The 23,151-nt window shown below is 65.4% G+C and carries 20 protein-coding genes and 2 pseudogenes; 11 read left to right on the top strand and 11 right to left on the bottom strand.

What is annotated here, in order from left to right:
- Together ACIIOY_RS22635 and ACIIOY_RS22630 are read left to right on the top strand one after the other, a co-directional pair.
- Positions 1–105: pseudogene (locus tag ACIIOY_RS22635) on the top strand (electron transfer flavoprotein subunit alpha/FixB family protein); the annotation flags it as partial.
- Between the two features lie 60 nt (positions 106–165).
- A complete protein-coding gene (locus ACIIOY_RS22630; protein ID WP_411036931.1) occupies positions 166–2,613 on the top strand; it encodes a GcvT family protein in 2,448 nt (815 codons plus the stop codon).
- Between the two features lie 210 nt (positions 2,614–2,823).
- Here the strand turns inward: ACIIOY_RS22630 and ACIIOY_RS22625 are convergent, their stop codons facing one another.
- The gene (locus tag ACIIOY_RS22625; RefSeq protein WP_411036930.1) at positions 2,824–3,726 is read right to left on the bottom strand and encodes a LysR substrate-binding domain-containing protein; all 903 of its coding nucleotides are present in this window, start codon (positions 3,724–3,726) and stop codon (positions 2,824–2,826) included.
- A 130-nt stretch (positions 3,727–3,856) separates the two neighbouring features.
- Here ACIIOY_RS22625 and ACIIOY_RS22620 point away from each other — a divergent pair, with 130 nt between their 5' ends.
- The 9 genes from ACIIOY_RS22620 to ACIIOY_RS22580 all read left to right on the top strand — a co-directional run bounded on the left by ACIIOY_RS22620 (position 3,857) and on the right by ACIIOY_RS22580 (position 13,069).
- Positions 3,857–5,209 carry an NAD(P)/FAD-dependent oxidoreductase gene (locus ACIIOY_RS22620; RefSeq protein ID WP_411036929.1) on the top strand — a complete coding sequence of 451 codons (1,353 nt, stop codon included), beginning with the start codon at positions 3,857–3,859 and terminating at the stop codon, positions 5,207–5,209.
- Positions 5,210–5,230: 21 nt separating this feature from the next.
- The gene (locus tag ACIIOY_RS22615; RefSeq protein WP_411036928.1) at positions 5,231–6,103 is read left to right on the top strand and encodes a dihydrodipicolinate synthase family protein; all 873 of its coding nucleotides are present in this window, start codon (positions 5,231–5,233) and stop codon (positions 6,101–6,103) included.
- Between the two features lie 73 nt (positions 6,104–6,176).
- Complete coding sequence (locus ACIIOY_RS22610) at positions 6,177–7,028, top strand: glycine betaine ABC transporter substrate-binding protein (protein WP_411036927.1); 852 nt, start codon at positions 6,177–6,179, stop codon at positions 7,026–7,028.
- 78 nt (positions 7,029–7,106) lie between these two features.
- Positions 7,107–8,186, top strand: coding sequence for a quaternary amine ABC transporter ATP-binding protein (locus tag ACIIOY_RS22605; RefSeq protein WP_411036926.1), 1,080 nt, complete (start codon positions 7,107–7,109; stop codon positions 8,184–8,186).
- Between the two features lie 33 nt (positions 8,187–8,219).
- The gene (locus tag ACIIOY_RS22600; protein WP_411036925.1) at positions 8,220–9,065 is read left to right on the top strand and encodes an ABC transporter permease; all 846 of its coding nucleotides are present in this window, start codon (positions 8,220–8,222) and stop codon (positions 9,063–9,065) included.
- Positions 9,058–9,900, top strand: coding sequence for an ABC transporter permease (locus ACIIOY_RS22595; protein WP_411036924.1), 843 nt, complete (start codon positions 9,058–9,060; stop codon positions 9,898–9,900). Before ACIIOY_RS22600 ends, ACIIOY_RS22595 begins: the two co-directional genes overlap by 8 nt.
- Positions 9,901–9,907: 7 nt before the next feature.
- Entirely contained in the window at positions 9,908–10,624 is a 717-nt protein-coding gene (locus tag ACIIOY_RS22590; RefSeq protein ID WP_411036923.1) for an SDR family oxidoreductase, read from the top strand.
- 24 nt (positions 10,625–10,648) lie between these two features.
- Positions 10,649–12,139 carry an aldehyde dehydrogenase family protein gene (locus ACIIOY_RS22585; RefSeq protein ID WP_411036922.1) on the top strand — a complete coding sequence of 497 codons (1,491 nt, stop codon included), beginning with the start codon at positions 10,649–10,651 and terminating at the stop codon, positions 12,137–12,139.
- Positions 12,140–12,247: 108 nt separating this feature from the next.
- Positions 12,248–13,069, top strand: a complete 822-nt coding sequence (locus ACIIOY_RS22580) for an SDR family NAD(P)-dependent oxidoreductase (RefSeq protein WP_411036921.1) — start codon at positions 12,248–12,250, stop codon at positions 13,067–13,069.
- A gap of 20 nt (positions 13,070–13,089) precedes the next feature.
- Here the strand turns inward: ACIIOY_RS22580 and ACIIOY_RS22575 are convergent, their stop codons facing one another.
- The 10 genes and pseudogenes from ACIIOY_RS22575 to ACIIOY_RS22530 all read right to left on the bottom strand — a co-directional run bounded on the left by ACIIOY_RS22575 (position 13,090) and on the right by ACIIOY_RS22530 (position 22,994).
- Entirely contained in the window at positions 13,090–14,256 is a 1,167-nt protein-coding gene (locus tag ACIIOY_RS22575; protein WP_411036920.1) for an MFS transporter, read from the bottom strand.
- Positions 14,253–14,693: a PACE efflux transporter gene (locus ACIIOY_RS22570; protein ID WP_411036919.1), complete on the bottom strand. Its 441-nt coding sequence runs from the start codon at positions 14,691–14,693 to the stop codon at positions 14,253–14,255. The genes ACIIOY_RS22575 and ACIIOY_RS22570 overlap by 4 nt, the downstream gene beginning before the upstream one ends.
- 222 nt (positions 14,694–14,915) lie before the next feature.
- Positions 14,916–15,376 (bottom strand): annotated as a pseudogene (locus ACIIOY_RS22565) (integrase core domain-containing protein); the annotation flags it as partial.
- 75 nt (positions 15,377–15,451) lie between these two features.
- A complete protein-coding gene (thiM, locus tag ACIIOY_RS22560) occupies positions 15,452–16,228 on the bottom strand; it encodes a hydroxyethylthiazole kinase (RefSeq protein WP_411036918.1) in 777 nt (258 codons plus the stop codon).
- Positions 16,229–16,241: 13 nt separating this feature from the next.
- A complete protein-coding gene (locus ACIIOY_RS22555; protein WP_411036933.1) occupies positions 16,242–16,985 on the bottom strand; it encodes an HAD family hydrolase in 744 nt (247 codons plus the stop codon).
- Between the two features lie 96 nt (positions 16,986–17,081).
- A complete protein-coding gene (locus ACIIOY_RS22550) occupies positions 17,082–17,960 on the bottom strand; it encodes a sulfurtransferase (RefSeq protein WP_411036917.1) in 879 nt (292 codons plus the stop codon).
- 5 nt (positions 17,961–17,965) lie between these two features.
- Entirely contained in the window at positions 17,966–19,324 is a 1,359-nt protein-coding gene (locus ACIIOY_RS22545) for an LLM class flavin-dependent oxidoreductase (protein ID WP_411036916.1), read from the bottom strand.
- 27 nt (positions 19,325–19,351) lie between these two features.
- Positions 19,352–20,320 (bottom strand): ABC transporter permease, encoded by a 969-nt coding sequence (locus tag ACIIOY_RS22540; protein WP_411036915.1) that lies wholly within the window; start codon positions 20,318–20,320, stop codon positions 19,352–19,354.
- Complete coding sequence (locus ACIIOY_RS22535; RefSeq protein ID WP_411036914.1) at positions 20,317–21,879, bottom strand: sugar ABC transporter ATP-binding protein; 1,563 nt, start codon at positions 21,877–21,879, stop codon at positions 20,317–20,319. Before ACIIOY_RS22535 ends, ACIIOY_RS22540 begins: the two co-directional genes overlap by 4 nt.
- Positions 21,880–21,941: 62 nt before the next feature.
- Positions 21,942–22,994: a sugar ABC transporter substrate-binding protein gene (locus ACIIOY_RS22530; protein WP_411036913.1), complete on the bottom strand. Its 1,053-nt coding sequence runs from the start codon at positions 22,992–22,994 to the stop codon at positions 21,942–21,944.
- Positions 22,995–23,151: the final 157 nt, after the last annotated feature.

The raw sequence follows: 23,151 nt of genomic DNA, 5'->3' as shown, positions 1-23,151 counted from the left end.
GTCGCCATCAACAAGGACGAGGAGGCGCCGATCTTCCAGGTCGCAGACTACGGCCTCGTCGCAGACCTCTTCGACGCTCTGCCCGAGCTCGCCAGCCGGCTCTAGCGCATTCAGGCGTTGGAAAGCGCCATTTGCCCGCGTGGCTGCAACAATGGAAAGACCTTCATGAGCAACATCCCTCAAAAAGCGCGCGTCGTCATCATCGGAGGCGGTATTTCGGGTTGCTCCGTCGCCTACCACCTCGCCAAGCTCGGCTGGACGGATGTCGTGCTGCTCGAGCGCAAGCAGCTCACGTCAGGCACCACCTGGCACGCCGCCGGCCTCATCGGCCAGCTGCGTGCCTCGCAGAACATGACGCGCCTCGCGAAATATTCCGCCGACCTCTATGTCAAGCTGGAGGCCGAGACAGGGATCGCCACCGGCATGCGCCAGAACGGTTCCATCACGGTGGCGCTCACCGAGGAGCGCAAGGAGGAAATCTACCGCCAGGCGAGCCTTGCGCGTGCGTTCGACGTGGATGTGCACGAGATTTCGCCGCAGGAGGTGAAGAACCTCTATCCGCATCTCAACGTTTCCGACGTGCTCGGCGCCGTGCATCTGCCGCTCGACGGCCAGTGCGACCCGGCCAACATCGCCATGGCGCTCGCCAAGGGCGCCCGCCAGCGCGGGGCGAAGATCATCGAGAACGTCAAGGTCACGGCCGTCCATGATCGCGACGGCCGCGTCACCGGCGTATCCTGGGCGCGCGGCGAGGAAGAGGGGACGATCGAGACCGATCTCGTCGTCAATTGCGGCGGCATGTGGGGACGCGATCTCGCCGCCCGCTCCGGCGTCACCCTGCCGCTGCATGCCTGCGAGCATTTCTACATCGTGACGGAAGCGATCGAGGGGCTGACCCGCCTGCCGGTCCTGCGTGTTCCCGACGAGTGCGCCTACTACAAGGAGGATGCCGGCAAGATGCTCCTCGGGGCCTTCGAGCCGAAGGCCAAGCCCTGGGGCATGGAGGGCATCAGCGAGGACTTCTGCTTCGACCAGTTGCCGGAAGATTTCGAGCATTTCGAGCCCATCCTCGAAAAGGCCGTGAACCGCATGCCGATGCTGGAGACGGCCGGCATCCACACCTTCTTCAACGGTCCGGAAAGCTTCACACCCGACGACCGCTACTATCTCGGCGAGGCCCCGGAACTGCGCGGCTACTGGGTCGCCGCCGGCTACAATTCCATCGGCATCGTCTCCTCCGGCGGGGCGGGCATGGCGCTCGCCCAGTGGATGAATGACGGCGAGCCGCCCTTCGATCTCTGGGAGGTCGATATCCGCCGCGCCCAGCCGTTCCAGAAGAACCGCGCCTATCTGAAGGACCGCGTCTCCGAAACGCTCGGCCTGCTCTATGCCGACCACTTCCCCTACCGCCAGATGGCGACGGCCCGCGGCGTGCGCCGCTCGCCGCTGCACGAGCACCTGAAGGCCCGCGGCGCGGTCTTCGGCGAGGTCGCCGGCTGGGAGCGCGCCAACTGGTTCGCGAGGGAAGGGGAGGAGCGGGAATACCGCTATTCGTGGAAGCGGCAGAACTGGTTCGAGAACCAGCGCGAGGAGCATCTGGCCGTCAGGAACGGCGTCGGCCTCTTCGACATGACCTCCTTCGGCAAGATCCGGGTCGAGGGTCGCGATGCGCTCGCCTTCCTGCAAAGGCTCTGCGCCAACCAGATGGACGTCGCGCCCGGCAGGATCGTCTACACGCAGATGCTCAACGAGCGCGGCGGCATCGAGAGCGACCTCACCGTTACCCGGCTCTCCTCGACGACCTTCTTCGCGGTCGTGCCGGGGGCGACGCTCCAGCGCGATCTAGCCTGGCTGCGCAAGCAGTTGCGCCCGGAAGAGTTCGTGGTCATCACCGATGTCACGGCGGCGGAGGCCGTGCTTGTCCTGATGGGGCCGAAGTCGCGCGATCTCATCACGCGCATCAGCCCGAACGATTTCTCCAACGAGGCTTTTCCCTTCGGCACGGCACAGGAGGTCGAGATCGGCATGGGGCTCGCCCGCGCGCACCGCGTCACCTATGTCGGCGAGCTGGGATGGGAGCTTTACGTGTCCACCGACCAGGCCGCCCATGTCTTCGAGGCGATCGAAGAGGCCGGGCGTGATCTCGGCCTGAAGCTGTGCGGGCTGCACACGCTCGATTCCTGCCGCATCGAAAAGGCTTTCCGCCATTTCGGCCACGACATCACCGACGAGGACCACGTTCTGGAGGCGGGCCTCGGCTTTGCGGTCAAGACCGGCAAAGGCGAGTTCATCGGCCGCGATGCAGTCCTGAAGGTGAAGGCCGAAGGGCTGAAGCGGCGGATGGTCCAGTTCCGGCTGCGCGACCCGGAACCCCTTCTCTTCCACAACGAGGCGCTCGTCCGGGATGGGAGGATTGTTTCCATCATCACATCCGGGAACTATGGCCATCATCTCGGCGGCGCGATCGGAATGGGGTATGTGCCGTGCGAGGGCGAGTCCGAGGCGGATGTGCTCGCGTCGACCTACGAAATCGAAATTGCGGGCAGGCGCTATGCGGCCGACGCGTCGCTGCGCCCGATGTACGATCCCAAGGCGGAGCGAACGAAAATGTGAGTGCTGGCGCTCGCCGGCCGGGGCGAGGCGGTCCGCTCACGCGCGGTGTATGGCATGCCCGCCTCGGCTGCTCGTAGCGCGCAAACCGATGTCCCTGACATTACGCAGCCACATACCAGGGCGAGCGGGCGCAGCATGCTGCGCTTGCTTCCGTTTCATCACCCGTTTCATCGTCCTGCGCGAAGAACCGGTTGCGGCTGTCCGCGACGGTCAGGAGGCCCGGGCCTCCTCCACCACCCAATCCACGAGCAACTTCATCTCCTCAGTTTTTGAACTGCGCTCGTTTGCGATCACGAAGAAGGCGTTTTCCGTCGTCAGCTCTTCCATGAGCGGCCGCACGAGAAGCCTGTTGCGGCGAAGCAGATGCGTCGTGATCGCCCAGCCGAGAACCACGCCCTCGCCGGCGAGAGCCGCCTGGATGGCGAGCTGGTAGTCGTTGAACACCAGGTCAGGCTCGGCCTCGGCGGACGCGACGCCAAAGATGCCGAGCCACTCGCTCCACCCCATCCGTTTGCGATGCGGGTCGGAGGAGTGGATGAGCTGGTGGCGCGCCAGATCCTCGACGGATTTCAGCGGCGGCGCGCTTGCCAGATAAGAAGGTGTGCAGACCGGGTAGATGACCTCCTCGCACATGTACCAGCTGTTCGGCCGCTCGAAATTCCGCGGCCGCAGCCAGATCGTCATGTCCACCTGATGGTCGGGTTCGACGTCGCGATCGGTGGTGACGATCTTGATCTTGATGCCGGGATGGCGCTGCTGGAAGATCGGCAGCTTCGGCACGAGCCAGTGCGCAGCGAGGGACGTGGATGCCGCCACGGTAATATACTGGGTGTCCCTGGCGGTGATGGTCTTCAGGCTATGCTCGATGCGCTGAAATCCCGAACGGACGCTGTCGTACAGGAGACGTCCTGCCTCCGTGAGCTGTACGCCCCGGTTGTCCCGGACAAAAAGATCCACGTTGCAATGCCGTTCGAGCGCCTTGATCGCGTGGGAAATGCTCGGCTGCGTCACGTTCAATTCCGCAGCCGCAAGCTTGAAGTTGAGGTTCCTGGCGGCCGCTTCGAAGACGAAGAGCGACTGCGTCGAGGGCAGCATGTAGCGAAGCTTTGACATGAGCTGAATTTATATCAGGCGTCTTCTTTTTCGTCTACAGCGGCGGGAAAATGGCGTCTACGCTCTCTGGAACAGTAAAGCCGGCCGCCGGGCCAGCGGGATTGGATCCCGCGTTCCAAAGAGAATAGTCATGGGTTCAGCTATTTCGCAGTCCAGCCGCCATATTTCCGTGCAGCCGCCGCATATCGAGGCGACCCCCTCGGGATGGTATCTGACGTCCGGGCCGGAGCTTCCGCTGGTGCCGCACCGCGGCGACGTCGACTGCGACTGCCTCGTGATCGGCGGCGGCTGGATGGGCCTGCACGCAGCCCGGCGCTTTGCGGAGGTGCAGCCCGACGCATCGGTCACCCTGGTCGATGCGGGCAGGATCGGAAACAACGCGGCCGGCCGCTGCATGGGCTTTGCGATCGATCTCGCGCACAATCCCCGCAAGCACGATTTCGTCGAGGACGTGCAGGGAAACCTGGACGAACTTGCGGCAAATCTCGAAGGCAACGCCTATCTCCGCTCGGCCGTCGAGGAGCTCGGCGTCGAATGCGATTGGGACCCGCAGGGCAAATACCACAGCGCCGCGACCGATCACGGTGTCGCGGACCTCGTCAATTTCTCGAAGGCCCTCGACCGCATGGGCCAGAAATACCGATGGGTCGAGCGCGAGGAGATACAGGCGATCACGGGCAGCAAGCATTATATCCGCGCCCTTCACCATCCCGGAACGATCCTCATCCAGCCTGCCAAGTACCTGAAGAATATGACGCGGCTGCTGCCGAAGAATGTGACCGTCCATGAGAACACTCCTGTCACCGGCGTCACCTACGGTTCGCCGCGGCACGTATTCGAGACGGCGACCGGCACGATCCGTCCCAAGAAGGTGATCATCTGCGCCGCCGGATACCTGACGAAGTTCGGCTTCTACCCGAACAGCGCCATTCCCGTGTACACCTTCGCCAGCATGACCCGTCCGCTGACGGAGGCGGAACTGGCCAAGGCGGGCGACCGGCCGGCCTACGGCCTCATCCCGGCGGACAGCTTCGGCACCACCGTGCGAAGAACAGTCGACAACCGCCTGTTCCTGCGGAACGTCTATTCCTACGCCGACAATTTCAAGATGACGCATGACGAGGTCATGGAGACGCGCCGGCATCAGCAGGTCGCGTTCGACCGCCGCTGGCCCGAGCTGTCGTCGATCGGCTTCGAGGCGAGCTGGGGCGGCCTGCTGACGCTCGCGCAGAACGGCGGCATGGTGTTCGGCAAGCTCGCCGACAATGTCTACGGCGCGGCCTTCTGCAACGGGACCGGCGTATCCCGCGGCACGGCCTTCGGCAAGGCGGTCGCCGAGCTCGCGGCCGGAATGACCTCGCCCGTCATCGAGATCCTCAAGCGGAAGACGCCGCCGAGCCGAGCCTATCCGAAACTCATCACGTCGCTTGGCGTGCGCTTCGTCACCGGCCGCCGGTTCCGGCAGGCCGGCCAGGAAGTCTGATTGATCTGAAAGGAATTGTTCATGGCAGACCTCAAGGGCATCAACCTCGCGATGCAGACTCCGTTCGATGACGACGGCAGCATCAACATCGGCGTGTTCGAGGAGCTGATCGACAAATATGTCGATGCCGGCGTGCACGGTCTCGTGCTGGGCGCCGGCACGGGCCAGCATCCCTATCTCACAGAAGAAGAGTGCAACAACCTCTACGAAACCGGCGCCAAGCGCATCGGTGGCCGGTGCAAGGTCATCTGCCAGACCTCCGCCCTGAACATGGACGAGGTCATCCGCCGGTCGAAGCACGCTGAATCGATCGGCGCCGATGCGCTGATGATCCTCCCGCCATACTTCGAAGGTCCGTCGGACGATGACGGCCTGTTCGAGTTCTACAAGGAAATCGATGCGGCTATCGGCATCGACATCATCGGCTACAACATCCCGCAGGCGACCGGGATTTCCGTCTCGGCCGACCTCTTGAAGCGCCTCGTCGAACTGAAGAACTTCAACTACATCAAGGACAGCGCCGGCGACCTGACGACCCACCAGGAATATCTCCAGGTGACCTCGGGCGTCCTCAATGGGGCGGATACGACCACCGTCTACGCGCTGATGGCCGGAACCAGGGGCGTGATCTGGGGCGGTGCCAACTACATGCCGCACGAGGCGGTCAAGCTCTACGATCTCGTCGCCGGCAAGCGCTATGCCGAAGCGCTTGAGCTGTGGCAGCGCATGCTGCCGTCGCTGCTGTTCATCTGGCGCACGAAATACACGCCATCCGTTCTGCGCGCCTCCGAGCTTCGCGGCTACGGGACCGGCAACGTCCGCAGGCCGCTGCAGAAGCTGAATGCCGAAGAGGACAGGGAACTGCAGCGCGCGCTCGAAGCGCTCAACGTCTAGGCGATCAGGGGAGGGGACGAAATCCGATAGCGTGCCGTCAGGAAATAACGTCAAAATCAGAAAGGGAACGAAGATGAAAAAGCTTGTAAAGTTGTTTACCGCTGCCGCTTTCGCGGTGATGAGCGCCGTATCGGTGCAGGCCCAGGAAAAGGTGATCAAGATGGGCAGCCTCGGATGGGAGGATTTGCTCCCCATCTCGCTGATCACCCAGAAATTCCTTGAGAAGGAGGGTTACAAGGTCGAGCTCACCAAGTTTTCGGAATGGGGCATCGCCTTCGGCGCGCTTTCGAAAGGGGATGTCGATATCCTCACGTCCCAGATCAACTACGTGACCTCCGACTACTGGGCGAAGAACAAGAACCGGCTCGAGAAGGTCTCGGTCGTTTCGCACGGCCTCTATCAGGGCCTCGTCGTTCCCTCCTATGTGCAGATCGACTCCGTCGACCAGCTCAACACGATCACGGACCAGGTCGGCGGCAAGATCGTCGGGATCGAGCCCGGTTCGGGCCTCATGCGCGACGTTGCCGCCGCGGTCAAGGATTACGATCTGAAGTACCAGGTCATCGACGGCAGCACGGCGGCGATGGTGGCGCAGCTTCAGTCCTCCCTCGAACGCAAGGAACCCATCGTGACGATGCTGTGGGACCCGTCGTGGATGGTGCAGAAGTTCGACGTGAAGTTCCTCAAGGATCCGAAGGGCATCTTCGCACCGCCGCAGACCTACTACTGGATCGCCAGGAAGGGTTTCTCCGCAGAGGACGCACATGTCCGTGAGGCGCTGGCAAGCGTATATGTGCCGATCGAAGACGTGACCGCGATCAACGGCGCGATGAATGACGGCAAGACGGTCGAGCAGGCCGTCGACGACTGGTGGCAGAAGAACGCCGCGCTGGTCGACAAGTGGTCCGAGATGTCGTCCAAGTAACGACGCGTTCATGTGGCGGCGCCTGGAGTTAAACCGTCCGGCGCCGCCTCGCTTCACTCACAAGACCGGGGAGGGGTCATGAACGTGATCAATCTCGAAAAAGACACCCGTACCGCCCAGCGCGCAAAAGTCATCGAGTGCCGCTCCGTCTGGAAATTCTTCGGGGAGAACGGCGCTGCCGCTGTCGCCGCCGCCAAGAGCGGGACGCACGACAAGGAGCAGATCCTCAAGGAGTTCGGCTGTGTCGTCGCGGTCGCGAATGCCTCCTTCGAGGTCTTCGAAGGCGAGACATTCTGCATCATGGGCCTTTCCGGCAGCGGGAAGTCGACGCTGATCCGGCATTTCAACCGCCTGATCGAGCCGAGCGTCGGCGAGGTCATCGTGCGCGGCAAGGATGTCTGTAAGCTGGGCAGCGCCGACCTTCGCGACCTTCGGGCCAGGCATATCGGGATGGTGTTCCAGCACGTCGCGCTGCTGCCCTATCGAACGGTCCTGCAAAATGTCTCGTTGCCGCTTGAGGTGCAGCGGATCGACAAGGCCAGGAGGCTGGAGACCTGCCGTGCCGCGCTTGAGACCGTCGGCCTCGACAACTGGGCGGACCGCTATCCCGGCGAGCTCTCCGGCGGCATGCAGCAGCGTGTCGGCATCGCCCGCGCCTTGGCGGCAAACCCGGAAATCCTGCTGATGGACGAGCCGTTCAGCGCGCTCGACCCGCTGATCCGCAAGCAGTTGCAGATCGAATTCCGGCAGCTTTCGACGCGGCTCAACAAGACCTCGATCTTCATCACGCACGACCTGGAGGAGGCCATCCGGATCGGCGACCGGATCGCCATCATGAAGGAGGGCCGCATCGTCCAGATCGGCACGCCGGAAGAGATCGTGCTCAATCCGGCCGACGACTATGTCGCCGACTTCGTCGAGGGCATCTCGCGTCTGCGCCTGGTCAAGGCCCACTCGGTGATGGATACCTCGCCCGATGCCGTGAAATCCGTCACATCCGCGTCGCAGGCAAACGTCGATGACGACCTGCAGACGATGATCGACCTGGCGCTTGCGCGCAAGGCGGATCGGCTCGCCATCATGGACGGCGCGCGGCTGGTCGGAGCCGTCAGCCGCGAGGACCTGTTGAAGGCCGTAAGAGGCATCGACATTCGCTGAATGGTCCCCAGGCGTTTATCCGCGGAGGAAGAGATGTTCGAGATAACAGAACCCTTTGACGTCGTCGTCGACGACGGCCTCATGTGGGTGAACGACAATGCCACGGCGCTGTTCGATTTCTTTCGGCTGATCCTCGACGGGATCTTCGAGGGCATCGATGCGATGCTCGCCGTGGTTCCCTATTGGGCGTTCATCCTGCTCGTCCTGGTCGCCGGCTGGCTTTTCGTCGGCCGGGTCTTCGCGGTCGCGGCCGCTGCAGGCCTCTGGCTGTGCCAGGCAATGGGATTGTGGGCGGACACGATGACCACATTGACCCTGGTCCTGAGCTCGACCCTTATGGCGCTCCTCATCGCGATCCCGGCCGGCATCCTCGTCGGTTTGTCGGCAGGCCTGAACCGGGTGAGCGACGTCGTCCTCGACTTCATCCAGACGATGCCGGCCTACATCTACCTCCTTCCCGGCATCGCGTTGCTCGGATACGGCCCCGCCACCGCGATGTGCGCGACGAGCCTGGTGGCGATCCCGCCGGCGATGCGCCTGACGGCGCACGGCATCAGGATGACTCCCGTCCAGTTCCGCGAGCTCGGCCACGCGGTCGGCATGAAGCCGCTGCAAGCTCTCTTCAAGATCCGCATCCCCTTTGCCTTTCCCTCCATCCTCGCCGGCGTCAACCAGAGCCTCATGCTTGGCTTCGGCATGGTGGTGATCGCGGGGATCGTCGGCTCGGACGGCCTCGGCCAGACGGTCTACGACGCGGTCCGCACCTTGCAGATCGACCAATCCATCAACGCGGGGATCGCGATCGTCGTGCTCAGCATCGTCCTCGATCGCTTCTCCCAGCGTCTCGCAACCTTCAGATCGGGAGGCGCGCATGGATGACATCCGGCTTTCTCCCGGCGCATTCGCCGGCCCGGCGCTGTCGTGGCTCAACGTCCACTATCACGGCGTCTTCTCGGCCATCGCCGCCTTCTTCGATTTCTGGGTGAACGGCATCGTCACCGTCCTGTCGCTCGCCCCGCCGCCGGTCGTCGCGGTCATCCTGGCGGTCGTCGCGCTGCTCCTGTCCGGATGGCAGAAGGGTCTGCTGACGCTCGCAGGGCTCATGCTCTGCATGGTGCTCGGCATGTGGGACGCAACGGTCCAGACGATCGCACTCGTCGTCCTGGCGGTCCTGTTCTCGATCGCCGCCGGCATTCCGATCGGCATCCTCCTGTCGAGAAGCGCCAGGGCCGAAGCGGCTGCGCGGCCGTTCCTCGACATCATGCAGACCCTGCCGCCGTGGGTCTATCTCGTGCCGGCGGTCATCCTCTTCGGCCTCGGAACCGTTCCGGCGCTGATTTCGACCATCGTCTACGGCATCGCCCCGATGGTGCGCCTGACCGTGCTTGCCATGGCGCAGATACCGCAGGAGCGCCTCGAGCTCGGCGCGGCGATCGGTGCCCGGAAAGGCGAGATCCTCCGGAAGATCGAGCTGCCGTCCGCGCTGCCCACGCTCCTCGTCGGCGTGAACCAGTGCATCCTGCTGTCCCTTGCGATGGTCGTGCTCGCCGGCCTCGTCGGGGCGGGCGGACTGGGCGCGGAGGTGACGCGCGGCCTGACCCGCATGGAATTCGGCCTCGGCGTGCGCGCAAGCCTCGCCATCGTCATGCTCGCCATCATCATGGACCGCGTCTTCCGGGGCGCGATCCCGGACGTCTATCTCAGCAGGAATTGAGGGAACGATGGCAGAAACGCAAATCGACAGGCCGGTGGCCGTCATCACCGGAGCCGGCCGCGGCATGGGCGCGGCGATCGCCCGCGAACTCCACGGGCGCGGCTACAGGCTCGCCTTGCTGTCGCCGTCCGGCTCCGCCGTGGAACTGGCGGAGGAACTTGGCGGCGTAGGGATTGCCGGCACGACCGCAAGCCTTGCTGATCTTCAGACACTTGTCGGCAAGGCGCTCGACACCTTCGGCCGCATCGACGCGGTGGTCAACAATACAGGGCACCCGCCGACCGGCAATCTGCTCGACATCGACGACGAGCTCTGGAAGGCCGGCAACGAGTCCGTCCTCTTGTCGGTCCAGCGCATGGCGAAGCTGGCGACGCCGACGATGCTCCGCCAGGGCGGCGGCGCGTTCCTCAACATCACGACGCTGGCGACCTTCGAGCCCGATGCGAACTATCCGATCTCCTGCGCCTACCGGGCGGCGGTCGCGGCCTATACGAAGATGTATTCCGATCTCTACGGCCCGAAGAACATCCGCATGAACTCCATCCTCCCGGGCTACATCGACAGCATGAACCACGATGCCGCCTTCGCCGCGTCGATCCCGTTGCGGCGGATCGGCTCGGTCGCCGAGATCGCGAAGACGGCGGCTTTCCTGCTGTCGGACGACGCCGGCTACATCACCGGGCAGAACCTGCGCGTCGACGGCGGCCTCACGCGCCACATGTAGGACGGAATTGGAAAGGGCACGGACATGCGCAGCGAGCTTTACATCGACGGCAAATGGGTTCGTCCGCTGAAGGGCGGCACCTTCGACGTCGTCAATCCGGCCACCGAAGAGGTGTTTCATACGGTTGCCGCGGCAACGGCCGAGGATGTCGACGCGGCGGTTAAAGCCGCACGGCGGGCGTTCGACGCCGGCGAGTGGCCGCGGCTCTCCGGCGCGGAGAGGGCGAAATACCTGCGCGCCATCGCCGAGGGTATCCGGACGCGGCAGGCCGAGCTGTCCAAGCTCGAAGTGCTCGACAATGGCAAGCCTTTGCCGGAAGCCGAGTGGGACATCGGCGATGCCGCCGGCTGCTTCGATTTCTATGCCGGCCTCGCCGAGCAGATGGATAATGGCTTCGAGGAGACGATCGCGCTTCCCGACGAGCGGTTCTCGTCCAAGGTCGTGAAGGAGCCGGTCGGCGTGGCCGGGGCCATCATTCCCTGGAACTATCCGCTGCTGATGGCGGCCTGGAAGGTTGCGCCCGCGCTCGCCGCCGGCTGCACCATGGTCCTCAAACCGTCGGAGCTGACGCCGCTGACGGCACTGGAACTCGCCGCAATCGCCGATGAAGCCGGTCTGCCGCCCGGTGTCCTCAACATCGTGACCGGACTGGGCGCGGAAGCGGGACAGCCGCTCGCCGACCACCCCGGCGTCGACAAGCTCGCCTTCACCGGTTCGGTTCCGACCGGCTCGAAGGTGATGGCCGCCGCCGCGAAGGACATCAAGCGCGTCAGCCTTGAACTGGGCGGCAAATCGCCCTTCATCGTCTTCGACGACGCCGACATCGAACAGGCCGTCGAATGGATCATGTTCGGCATCTTCTGGAACCAGGGGCAGGTCTGCTCCGCCACGTCGCGGGTGCTGGTCCAGGAAGGGATCTATGCGCGGCTGATGGCACGCCTCATTGAAGAGACGGGGAAGATCGCGATCGGCAACGGCTTCGATGCGGGAACGCTTCTCGGCCCGCTCGTCTCCGAGCGCCAATATGGCCAGGTTCGCCGCGCCATCGCCGCAGCGCGTGAGGCCGGGGCCACTGTCGCCTATGGCGGCGAGCGCCCCGACGGTCTCGGCAAGGGCTATTTCCTCCAGCCGGCCATCCTGACGGACGTGCCGCTCGACAGCGCCGCCTGGACCGAGGAGATTTTCGGCCCCGTCGTCTGCATCCGCCCCTTCTCGACCGAGGAGGAGGCGGTTGGCCATGCCAACGACTCGCGCTTCGGCCTGGCAGCCGCTGTGATGTCCAGGGACGACGCACGCACGGAACGCGTCGCGCGCTCGCTTCGTGCCGGCATTGTCTGGATCAATTGCTCGCAGCCGACATTCACCGAGGCGCCGTGGGGTGGCTACAAGCAGTCCGGTATCGGCCGCGAGCTCGGCCGCTGGGGCCTCGAAAACTACCTGGAGACGAAGCAGATCACCAGGTACGCCACGGATCAGCCCTGGGGCTGGTACCTCAAGGAGGGCGCTTCGGCATAGATCCGTGGAAGTGCTCGGCCGCCGTCGCCAGTATCGATTCCGCAAATCATCGCGGGGGATGTTCGATACCCCTTCAAATTCGCCTCGTCGGAAAAGAGGACGCTCACCATGAAGACATGGTTCATCACGGGAGTTTCCCGCGGGCTGGGTCTCGCGATCGCGAAGGCCGCGCTCGCCGAGGGGGACAGGGTCATCGGCACGGTGCGCGGCGAACCGCCGCCGCTGACGGGCGACGGCGGGCAGCTCCATATCGTCAAGGCCGATATGTCCGATCCCCTTAGCATCGCGACAGTCGTTCGCGACGCGTTCGAGCTGGCGGGAAAGATCGACGTCATCGTCAACAATGCAGGCTACGGTCTCCTCGGTGCGGTTGAAGGGTCCACGGACGAAGAACTGACGAATCTCTTCGCCGTGGATGTGTTCGCCCCCGTCCGGATCGTGCGGGCTGCTCTGCCCTACCTCCGGTCCCAGCGCAGCGGCCATATCATCAACATCACCTCGATCGCCGGCCGTGCCCCGAGCGTCGGCGCCGCGCTTTATTCGGCGGCAAAGCATGCGCTCGAGGGGTTCTCCGCCTCATTGGCGCCCGAGGTCGCCCCCTTGGGCATCAAGGTCACGGCGGTCGCTCCCGGCCAGTTCCGGACGGATTTCCTGGCCGCAGGCTCGATCCGGATGAGCCGGGGCGAAAGCGCCGCCTACGGCGAGTCCGTAGGCAAGACCATATCGGCGCTCGAGGAGGTCAACCGGCATCAGCTCGGCGATCCCGATCGGGCGGCCCGCGTCATTCTGGACGTGGCGAGGGCTGATGATCCGCCGGTACACCTTCTTCTCGGTTCGGACGCGCTGAAGCGTAGCCGGAGCAAGATCGATGCCGTGCTTGAGGAAATGGCCGCGTGGGAGCGATGGACCGTCAGCACTGATTTCGAATAACGAAGCGGGCCCGTGTGCCCTCAAGGCGTGCGGGACTCGGCCGAGGCCGCTGCAACCATTGCTGTTACCGCGGCCATCAAGCCGGTGACGACGATCAAGGCCATGGACAGCGACACTATCGTCAGGACCGCACTGGTGAAGATGACGCCTATCGCGTTTGCCGTGCGCAGCAATGCGAACACTTCCGGCCGTCTTTGCGGAGGGGCGACCATGTCGAGGACGAGCGAGTAATAGGTGGCCAGCGGAGCCAGGACGGAGCCGATCAACACCGCCCCGGCGATGGTCGCCGCGAGGGACTGGCCAAGCGCGGCAAGCGCGCAGCCCAGTGTCATCGTGGAGAGCTGGATCAGGACGACCGTCCGCGTCGCCATCCGGTTTCGCACGCTTATCCAGGCGCCGCCGGCTACGGAAGCCAGGCATAGGGGAACCGTGAACAGTATCGCCCATCCAGGCGCGTAACCGAAGCTCAGCGCCAGGGCGACGGCACCGATCTCGATGGCCGCGACCGCGGCGCCGCCTGCTCCGGCGCAGAAGAGCCACAGCAGGATCGTCGGGCTGAGGACGGATCCGCCGGCTTGACGGGCCTCCTCCGATCGGATCGAACCCGTATGGGGAATCAGCAGGGCCGGCATGGCGCCGAGAACCGTCAGAGCCAGGACGGCGAGGATGGGGGAGATTGTGCCCAGGCCCGATGCGGCGACCGGCGCAAGCACGAATGTCACCTCGTTGAGCGTCGCCGCGATGCCAAGCGCGCGCGGCAGCCGGGCGGCAGGCGTGAAATGGTTCAGAATGGACCTCAGGTATCCGTATGCCGCTCCGTTGACCGAGCCCGCGACCGCCGCCAGCAGGATGAGCCACAGGAACGGCGCCGCATAGGCTATGCACACGACGATCGAAGCAAGGGCGAGCGTACGAACGGTGAGCAACAGCTTCAATGCTGTCGCGGAGGGAAAATTCCTGCCAAGCCGCGTCAGCGGAACCGCGCCGACGACCTGGGCAATCGTCATTGCGAGGATCATGGCGGCTCCGCCGCCGGTGTCGCCCGTCAGGCTCAGGGCCACCAGCGAGAATGCGACGGGGCCTGCCGCCTGGGGCACGGTCAACGTGCCGTAGGAGATGAACCAGCGAAGCAGGGACCATCTTTCGGCCGGCCTGCCGGCAGGTACGGCGCCGTTGCGGCCGGTCATCGGATTTCCCGTGTTTCGACCTTCCACTCCGGCAGCGGAAACAAGCGGTCATAGGCCCAGTTGAAGATGAATGCGTACACCATGTAGAAAAGCGCGAAGGAGAGGTCCATCACCAGCGCCTGCCAAAGCGAGATGGCGAGATACCAGGCGATGAAGGGCATGAGTACCGCAAGGAGGCCGACTTCGAACAGAATTGCATGACAGATGCGCACGAGGCTGCTTTTTTCGGTCGTGCCGGCGGCCCGCTGCAAGACCAGATCGAACAGGTAATTGTAGGCGAAGTTCCAGGCGGTCGCGATCGTGGCACTGACGATGCTGACGATCCCGATGTCATGCATCGGCATGTCGAACGCCCACGCTCCAAGGGGCGTCACGAGGGCGAGGCCGAGAATTTCGAAGCTGATGGCGTGACGAGCACGATCGCCCAGGGAACGCACCTTGACCTCCTGACTGCCCGGGCCGTCCCGGACTGGCTTTCCCGTACAGACGGGGGAGGTCGTCCTCGCTTTCCGCAGTGAAAGTATAACGTGGAATTAATGAACGCAATGATCCCGTTTTTGCGACCAGTTAGCCATATGGCTTCTGTGGGGATGAGGCGCTCCCCGATTTTGGGCCAGCGGAGGGCTGGAATTTTCCGGAGTTGAGGCACAGCTCGGCAACTATGCCGATGAGCCGTTCATGAGCGAAATCGGCACTTTGTTGCCGATCGCATTGTGTGGCCGGAACTCGTTATAGTCTCTACGCCAATCCTCCATCTGCGCCCGTGCATCGTCAAGGCTCATGAACCAATGAGCGTTCAGGCATTCGGCGCGAAACTTGCCGTTGAAGCTCTCGATGTAGCTGTTGTGGGTGGAGATTGCCAGGACGTGAGAAATCGAGCACCACGCTCTTGTGGTGGCCCATAGATCAAGGTCACGGGGAGATGAATTCGCTGCCATTGTCGACGCGGATCGATGCCGGATAACCGACCTGCCGGCACACCCGTTCAAGTGTCTGAACTACATCCTCGTCCCGGTAAGCGTGCATCAACCGCGGGCGAAAAGCGCGAGAAGGTATCGACCACTGTCAACACCCGGATTTTGCGCCTAGTGGCCAATTGGTCGTGAACGAAGTCCATGGCTCACACATGGTTGGAATGGGTCGTTTCCATGATCGGTTACTTGGGCTCCAGATCTCGGTCGACGAGCGCGTGATGTCACACCTCCAGCAATGAAAGCTCATCGAGGAACGCGATGGCGAAGCTCGCCGTGCCGCGGGCGCGTGAAGCCCGCTCGGCGGCAGCGCTGTAAGCGGCGTGAGCCGCAACGACGGCATGAAGGGGGTCGGTCGCTTTGGCGAGAAGGCCGGCCGTCAAAGCACCAAGGCTGCAGCCGGCACCTGTCACCTGTGTCAGCCGTACATCGCCGCCGCTGACGCTGACGGTTTCCCTGCCGTCCGTGACATAGTCCACCGGACCGCTGACGGCGGCGATGGTCCCGAGTTCCGACGCCAGCGATTGCAGGAAGGGCAGGGCGGCTTCGGATGTCAGGGTCGTCTCAACGCCCTGACCGCCGCCGGCCCCGCCGGCAAGCGCCACCAGTTCGGATGCATTCCCGCGGATCGCGGCCGGGCGGAACTCGAGAAGCCCCTTGATCGCCGCATCGTATTCGGGCGCGCCGGCCCCCACGGCAACGGGGTCGAGCACCCACGGCACGCCATGCTCGTGCGCCGCGCGTGCGGCGGTTCGAAGGCTTTCGGGGGTGTCTGCAAGCAGGCTTGCGGCGTTGATCCAGACGGCGCCCGCATGCGCGCCGAAGACGCTCGGCCAGTCGAGGGCGGATCCTATCGCCGGTCCCGCGCCCACGGCGAGCAGGACATTCGCGGAAAGATTGGCGGCCACATAGTTCGTCAATCCGTAGACGAACGGCTTCGCCGCCTTGAGATTTGCCAGCTCCCGGCGGATTTCGGGGTCGCTCCAGCTCAGTTCCTTCATGATGTCTCCTGTTTCAGGGGAAGCGGCCCGGAAGGCTGTCTTCCGTTTCAATATGCCGGTTTGGGTTCCGCAACGCCGCCGCCCGCCGGCGGAAGCCGTCTATCGGGCTTGCATGCCCGATCAGTGTTTCCGCGCCGAAACCGATATAGTCGGACTGCACGGCCACCGGCCCCTTGCCGAAACGGTGCGTTCCGCTTTCGATCGCGACGAAGGCAAGCGCGAGGTTCTGCGCCGTGCGCTGGTCCCAGGGGCCGTCGCCCAGGATGACCACCCTGCAGGCCTCGCCGAACCGGGCCTCCGCCTGCATCGCCGCATCGTGCACGATCGCCTCGCGCGTCAGATGCTCGCTTCCCGTGGCGAGCACGGCCCGATCGGCGTCGACCTCCAGGAAGGCGAGCTTGATCCTGGCCATTGCGCGCAGGGATCCCGTGGCGAAGGCGACGATCACGTCGTCGCGCGCGGCCAGATCTTTCAGCAAGGTCCTGGCACCGGCTATCTCCCGCAGCGGGTTTCCGGGAAGCCACGCCTCGAGGGCTTCGGCATAAAGCGCGTCGTAGCGGGAGAGGTCACTCGCGCTTACCGGGCGGCCGTGGTTGTGCCGGTACAGGTCGTCGAGGACGCAATAGTCTGTGTAGTGCGCATAGGCTGCAGCGGGCTTGAATGCGAGGTCGAGCCCGTCGCGGGCGAGGACGTCCCCGATCAGCCTGTTGTGCAGGCCGGCCGTATCGACCAGCGTGCCGTCGATGTCGAAGATCACCAATGTCCTGTTCATGGGCGGGCCTCCCCGACCGTCTGGCGAGCAGCCCCGCTGCGGCGCAGGGGAAGGGAGCGGTCCGGGACGGGGCCTGGTCTGTCATGTCTTGTCATGCGGAAACCTGTGGCCTTCCCCTTCGGAAACCGGCAGGCCGGGTTCCGAAAGCCAGCCGTTCATCGAATCGTCGTAGATCTTCAGCCCGGACATGCCGGCCGCCGTCAGCGCGAGCGCCAGGCCGGCCGCATTGATGCCGCCGCCGCAGTAGAGCACCGGCCGGCTCGTCGTCGGCACGCCGAGATCGCCGAGCAGGGTCCGCACGCGGTCGGGATGGATCGTCCCTGCCGCGTCGCGCAGGTCGGGATAGGGCAACGACAGGCTTCCGGGAATGTGGGCTTTTCTGAACGAGGCTTCGCGCAGGCCGCTGATGAGCGGACGCTGCGGATCGGGTGGTGCCTCGGCGATCCGGCGGACGGTCGCCGTGTCGACGAACCAGTCCCGTCTCGGTGCGGCTCGGAAACTGCCTGCGGAGACCGGTGCGGCGGCACCCGTCTCCACCTCTCCGCCCGCGGCCTGCCAGGCCGCAAGACCGCCGCCGAGCACCCGCACCCTTTCGAACCCGTATGCGCGCAGCACGAACCATATGCGGGCGGCCCATGCGTCGCCGAGCTGGTCATAGACGACGACATCGCTGTCATTGTCGATGCCGGCCGCCCGCGCGGCGGCCTCGATCTGCTCCGGCCGCGGAACGGTAAAGGCGAAGGGAGCCTCCGGATCGGAAAAACCGTCGAACAGATCGGCGAAACGGGCGCCCGGAATATGGGCCTTCGCGAAAATCCCGTGCCCGCGCCCGAACAGCGTCGTACCCTCCGGCCCCTCGCGGCGTTCGACCGAGGCGTCGAGCAGGATCACGTCGTCCCGATGGCGACGGAGCCATCCCGCATCGACCAAGGGATGTTCGGGCAGGATCGTGTTCCCCATCCGCCTCACGCCTCGCCGCCGTTGCGCGGAAGCGCACGGTTTTTCCATTCGCCCCGTTCCGGCCGCTTCAGGCCGAGATTCTCGCGCGCCGTGCTGCCGGAATAGGAGGTCTTGTGCAGTCCCCGGCGCTGGAGCTCCGGCACGACGAGCGCGGCAAATTCCTCGAAGGCTCCGGGCAGGTGGGTGGCCTGGACCATGAAGCCGTCCGCCGCGCCGCGCTCCACCCACAGTTCCATGTTGTCAGCGATGGTCCCGGGCGAGCCGACCATGTCGCCCTCGGTCCGCGCGCCGTACCAGCGGCCGATTTCGCGCACGGTCTTGTTGGTGCGCCGGGCGAATTCGACGACCTCCTCGTAGTGTCCCTGCACGCCCACCTCCTCGAGGGAGGGCAGAGGGCCGTCGAGGTCGTATTTCGTCAGGTCGACATTCACGTGATAGGCGAGCCGCGACAGCCCGGCAAGCGGATGGACCAGCTCGGCGAAGGCCGCGTGCTTGGCCTGCGCCGCCTCGTCTGTTTCCCCGACCACCACCGTCGCGGCGCAAAGGATCTTCACCTGGTCGGGATCGCGGCCGAAGGCGGCCGCGCGCGACTTGATGTCCGAATAGAACGCAACAGCGGAGTCGAGCGACTCGTTGCTCGAAAAGATCACGTCCGCCCAGCGGGCCGCGAAGTCGCGTCCGCGGGGCGACGCGCCGGCCTGGATCAGCAGCGGGTAGCCCTGCGGCGGGCGCGGCACGGAAAGCGGCCCTTGCGTGCGGACGTATTTTCCTTCGAAATCGACGGAATGGACCTTTTCGGGATGGCCGAAATGCCCGCTCTCCTTGTCCTGGATCAGCGTGTCGTCCTCCCAACTGTCCCAGAGCCTTGTCGCCGCCTCGACGACCTCCTCTGCCCGGGCATAGCGGTCGTCGCGCGGGGGCAGTCTCGGCTGGCCGTAGTTCTGCGCCTCGGCGTCCTGGAAGGAGGTGACGATGTTCCACCCCGCGCGGCCATCCGTCAGATGGTCGAAGGTCGCAAGCGCGCGGGCGACGTTGAAGGGCTCGTTGTAGCCCGTCGAAATCGTCGCCGCGAGGCCGAGATGCTCGGTCACGCCCGCCATGACGCCGAGCGCGACGAGGGGATCGAGCCGGGGCGTTCCCGAACCCCATTCGACCGCCGGACGGTAGGAGTTCCCCAGCGAGCGCGGCACGGAAAGCGCATCGGGAATGAAGGCGAGGTCGAAGCAGGCCTCTTCGAGGATGCGCGCGGCCTTGCGGTAGTAGGAGGCCTTCAGGAAACCCGGATCGGCATCGGGATGCCGCCACCCGGTGGTCCCCATCGGACCGGCGTTCATGAAGGCGGCAAGCTGGATCTGTCTTGTCATGGAACGGCCTTTTCGGCGAAACGGAGGTTAGGTGCGGCTTCGTAGCCACCGCGAGAAGACGAGCGCGAAGAGAAGCGCGCAGGCGTTGAAGACGGCGGGCACCCATATGGGCGCGCCGATCATGGTGAGGCCCGAGGTTCCGACCGACAGCAGGAGCACGGCGACCACCGAACCGAACACGTTGAAGCGCACCGGGCGGATGGCGGTCGCGCCCAGGAAGGCGGCGGCATAGGCGGGCAGGGTGTAGTTCTGCCCTGCCGCCGCGGCCACGGCGCCGTTGTTGGCCACGAAGAGGATCCCGGCGAGTCCGGAGACGAGCGACCCCGCCAGGAACGCCGCCACGACGTGGCGCCGGGTGCGCAGGCCGTTCAGCTCGGCGGCGGCGCGGCCGCTGCCGGTGGCCCGCAGATAGCGGCCGGCCGGCGTCATCTCGATGAGATAGAACGCCGCGGCGGTGACGCCGAGGAGGATATAGGCGAGCGACGGAACGCCCAGCAGCCTGGTTCCGGTGATCGCATTGAGCCAGACCGGAATGCCGCGGTAGAGCTGCGCACCGCCGGTCAGCATCAGGGCGAAGCCCGAAAGCAGCATCGAAACGGCGAGGGTGGCAATGAAGGACGTGATGCCGGCACCCACCACGAGAACGGCGTTCAGCGCCCCGACGAGCAGGGCAAGCCCGATCGCGAAGGGAATGACCGCCGCCGCGGAATAGCCCTCGCCGAACATCCATGCGGCCGAGACCGCCACGATGCCGATGACCCCGCCCACCGAGAGATCGTATTCGTTCACGGTCAGGGTGACGGTCACCGCGATCGCGGCGAGGACGAGTATCCCCTGCTGGGTGATGATCGCCGCGAAATTGCGCAGTGTCGGGAAATGCTCCGGCCGCAGGATGGAAAACAAGGCGACCAGCAGCACGAGGACGACGACCAGGGACAGCCGGATCGCAAGATCGTTGATGGCCCGCTCGCGGGCGGCGGCGTGTCCGGAGATCATTGGCATGTTTCGACCTGTTGGAAATGACGGGGCGACGAAGACGCGGCGGCTTCGGCGGCGGGCCTGCCGACGTCGATGAGGGCGGCACGGTCGAACTCCGCGCCCGCCAAATGCCTGACGATCCGTCCGTGTTCGAAGATCAGGATGCGATCGCAGAGCGCCAGCAGCTCCTCGTGGTTGGTCGATATCAGCAGCACCGCCCCGCCGGCGCGCGCGAAGGCGACGACCTCGGCGCGGATGATCGCCTGCGCCCCGACATCGATGCCCTGGGTCGGTTCGTCCAGCACCAGCACGCGGGGGGCAAGCTCCAGGGCACGTGCGAGCGCGACCTTCTGTTGATTGCCTCCGGACAGGCGCCCGACGATGGCCGAGGGGTCCGCAGGCCTCACGTCGAGACGGGAGATCCATTCGGCGGCGATCCGGTTCGCATGGCGCGACAGGAAGGGCAGGAAGCGCGGGGCCTGCCGCCGCCGCAGATTGCTCAGCGCCACGTTCTCGCCGATCGAGAAGTCGGGCAGGATGCCGAGCCGCTGCCGGTCCTCGGGCACGAACGCGACTCCGGCTCCGGCAAGCCGCGTGTGAGGCAGGACACGGCCATCCAGCCGCAGGCGGCCCGCCTCGGGCTTCAGGCGGCCGGACAGGATGGCCGCCAGGTCACCGGGGCCGGACGACCGCTCGCCGCTCACCCCCAGCACCTCGCCGGCACGCAGCGACAGGTCCGTCGACCGGAGCTTGCCGCCCGCCAGGGCGTCGAGGGCAAGAACCTCGCCAAGCCTCTCTGCACCGTCCCTTCTGCGCGGCGTGCGGCCAGGCACCGGCGCGTGGGCCCGGCCGAGCATCAGGGCCGCAAGACTTGCTGCGGTATGGTCCGTGGCCGCGTCCTGGGCGATCGACCGGCCGCGGCGCAGGACCGCCACCTCGTCGGAAAGCGCGATCACCTCGCCGAGATGATGGGAGATCAGAAGCACCGCCGAGCCTGCCGCCGCCGCGTTTCTGATCACCTTGTGGACGGCCGCCGCGTCCTCGGGGCCGAGGGCGGCCGTCGGCTCGTCCAGGATGAGCAGGCGATTGGTGTCCGGTCCGCCCCGGTCCGACGCGAGGAGACGGGCAAGCGCCACGAAAGTGCGATCCCGCAGGGACAGTTCGCCGACGAGGCTGTCGGGATCGACGTCGGCGCCGATGGCGGCCAGGGCCTCGCCGGCGGCGAGCCGCAGGTGCCGGGCCGAAATCCGGCCGAACATCCCCACGCCGTAACCGACGCCGAGCACGATGTTCTCGGCGACGGTCGCGTCATGGATAAGACCCAGGTCCTGATGAAGGATGCGGATGCCGGCGGCATATGCGCGCTCGGGGTCAAGCGGCAGGGCGACTTGCCTGCCGAAAAGCGTCAGCTTGCCCGCAGCCGGGGCGTTGATGCCGGCCAGGACCTTGACGAGGGTGGACTTGCCGGAGCCGTTCTCTCCCACGAGCGCGGTGACGCGCCCGGCAGGCACCGACAGGCTGGCATCGTCCAACGCGTGCGACGCGCCGAACCGCATCACGACGCCCGCCAGATCCATGCCTTGCCGGACAGGAACCGGAGAGCCGGCTCCCGCGGCAGGGGCTTGGCTTGCGCGCTCGATCAACTGCCGAGCCCCCAGAGGGTTTCATAGCGGGTTCGGAAGTCGAAGCCGCCGTCCCATTCCGTGCTTCCCTCCGGCAGCACGGCATCGAGATTTTGGGTATTGAGAAGCTTGATCGGCACGCCGTCCGGCGCATCGGCCGCCAATGGCTGGCCGGCGAAGATACGCACGAAATTGTCAACCACCGCATAGCCGGCCCATTCGAGCGGGATCAGGACGTCGGCCTTCTGAAGCTGGCCGTTGCGGATGAAATCGATGTTCTGCGGATCGCCGTAGGTCGAATAGACGGGAAGGTCGATGCCGGCATTGCGGAAGGCGGTGACGATTTCCGAGGCCGGCGCATCCCAGGAGACCCAGAACGCCCCGATCTGCGGATTGGCCTGCACGGCGGCGACGGCCTTCTGCCCGATGGTGCCCGTCCCGAGCTCCGGGAACTCCAGGGACAGTTCGGCCAGGATCGGGTTTCCTGCCCCTTCCAGCACCTGCTTGGCGCCCTGGACCAGAAGGTCTCCCAAGGGGTCGCCGGGCGCCGCGGCAAAAAGGGCGACCGGCGTTTCGGCGCCGAGATCGACGACGAGCTGGGCGGCTGCGGCGGCACCGATCTCGACCCCGCGTTCCGCCACCATATGGGCGTAGTAGCCCTGTGCGAAGAACGGGTTTTCCGTCGTGTCGATCGACCCCACGATCGGGATTGCGGCCTCGCGCGCCCGTTCGAGCGCCTGGGGCACGTAGAGGGTTCCCATGAGGGCGATCCCGTCCGCTCCGGTCGTCACGGCGGTATCGATGCCGGCGGCGAACTTGTCGATGTTCCCCTCGGAGTTGACGAGCGTCGTCTGCCAGCCGAGCTTGGCCGCGGCCTCCTGGATGCCGGCCGCCACCCGCTGGTTGGAGACGGAGTTCATCGTCAGCGCGACGATCACCAGCGTCTTGCCGGGCTCGGCCTTCACCGGCGTTTCCGGCCCGGCCCACTTTACGTCGGCAAAGGCGAAGGCCTCCACGATCTCGGCGGCGGCCGGGAGATCCTGCGACCAGGCGGCAACGGGCAGCGCCATGAGCGCCGTGACCGCGCAAAACGCGCTCCGCAGGCGCGACCTCTTATTCCCACCAAAATGCATGACCCTGCTCCTGATCCAATGGCGGCGCCGATCTGCGCGCGCCGCCGGCCAAAACGTGGGTCTCACTATGCGGCCGTTCGAAGAACACCGCCTA

Origin of the sequence: Shinella agrisoli, assembly GCF_046557955.1 — a bacterium.
Lineage (GTDB): Bacteria > Pseudomonadota > Alphaproteobacteria > Rhizobiales > Rhizobiaceae > Shinella.
Note: the sequence above shows the minus strand (reverse complement) of the source record. Positions and strands in the feature narration are given on the sequence as shown.

Excerpts from the sequence above, each read along its gene's own strand:
- ACIIOY_RS22630 (WP_411036931.1), top strand. The coding sequence starts at position 166 with ATGAGCAACATCCCTCAAAAAGCGCGCGTCGTCATCATCGGAGGCGGT.
- ACIIOY_RS22625 (WP_411036930.1), bottom strand. The coding sequence starts at position 3,726 with ATGTCAAAGCTTCGCTACATGCTGCCCTCGACGCAGTCGCTCTTCGTC.
- ACIIOY_RS22620 (WP_411036929.1), top strand. The coding sequence starts at position 3,857 with ATGGGTTCAGCTATTTCGCAGTCCAGCCGCCATATTTCCGTGCAGCCG.
- ACIIOY_RS22615 (WP_411036928.1), top strand. The coding sequence starts at position 5,231 with ATGGCAGACCTCAAGGGCATCAACCTCGCGATGCAGACTCCGTTCGAT.
- ACIIOY_RS22610 (WP_411036927.1), top strand. The coding sequence starts at position 6,177 with ATGAAAAAGCTTGTAAAGTTGTTTACCGCTGCCGCTTTCGCGGTGATG.
- ACIIOY_RS22605 (WP_411036926.1), top strand. The coding sequence starts at position 7,107 with ATGAACGTGATCAATCTCGAAAAAGACACCCGTACCGCCCAGCGCGCA.
- ACIIOY_RS22600 (WP_411036925.1), top strand. The coding sequence starts at position 8,220 with ATGTTCGAGATAACAGAACCCTTTGACGTCGTCGTCGACGACGGCCTC.
- ACIIOY_RS22595 (WP_411036924.1), top strand. The coding sequence starts at position 9,058 with ATGGATGACATCCGGCTTTCTCCCGGCGCATTCGCCGGCCCGGCGCTG.
- ACIIOY_RS22590 (WP_411036923.1), top strand. The coding sequence starts at position 9,908 with ATGGCAGAAACGCAAATCGACAGGCCGGTGGCCGTCATCACCGGAGCC.
- ACIIOY_RS22585 (WP_411036922.1), top strand. The coding sequence starts at position 10,649 with ATGCGCAGCGAGCTTTACATCGACGGCAAATGGGTTCGTCCGCTGAAG.
- ACIIOY_RS22580 (WP_411036921.1), top strand. The coding sequence starts at position 12,248 with ATGAAGACATGGTTCATCACGGGAGTTTCCCGCGGGCTGGGTCTCGCG.
- ACIIOY_RS22575 (WP_411036920.1), bottom strand. The coding sequence starts at position 14,256 with ATGACCGGCCGCAACGGCGCCGTACCTGCCGGCAGGCCGGCCGAAAGA.
- thiM (WP_411036918.1), bottom strand. The coding sequence starts at position 16,228 with ATGAAGGAACTGAGCTGGAGCGACCCCGAAATCCGCCGGGAGCTGGCA.
- ACIIOY_RS22550 (WP_411036917.1), bottom strand. The coding sequence starts at position 17,960 with ATGGGGAACACGATCCTGCCCGAACATCCCTTGGTCGATGCGGGATGG.
- ACIIOY_RS22545 (WP_411036916.1), bottom strand. The coding sequence starts at position 19,324 with ATGACAAGACAGATCCAGCTTGCCGCCTTCATGAACGCCGGTCCGATG.
- ACIIOY_RS22540 (WP_411036915.1), bottom strand. The coding sequence starts at position 20,320 with ATGATCTCCGGACACGCCGCCGCCCGCGAGCGGGCCATCAACGATCTT.
- ACIIOY_RS22535 (WP_411036914.1), bottom strand. The coding sequence starts at position 21,879 with ATGGATCTGGCGGGCGTCGTGATGCGGTTCGGCGCGTCGCACGCGTTG.
- ACIIOY_RS22530 (WP_411036913.1), bottom strand. The coding sequence starts at position 22,994 with ATGGCGCTGCCCGTTGCCGCCTGGTCGCAGGATCTCCCGGCCGCCGCC.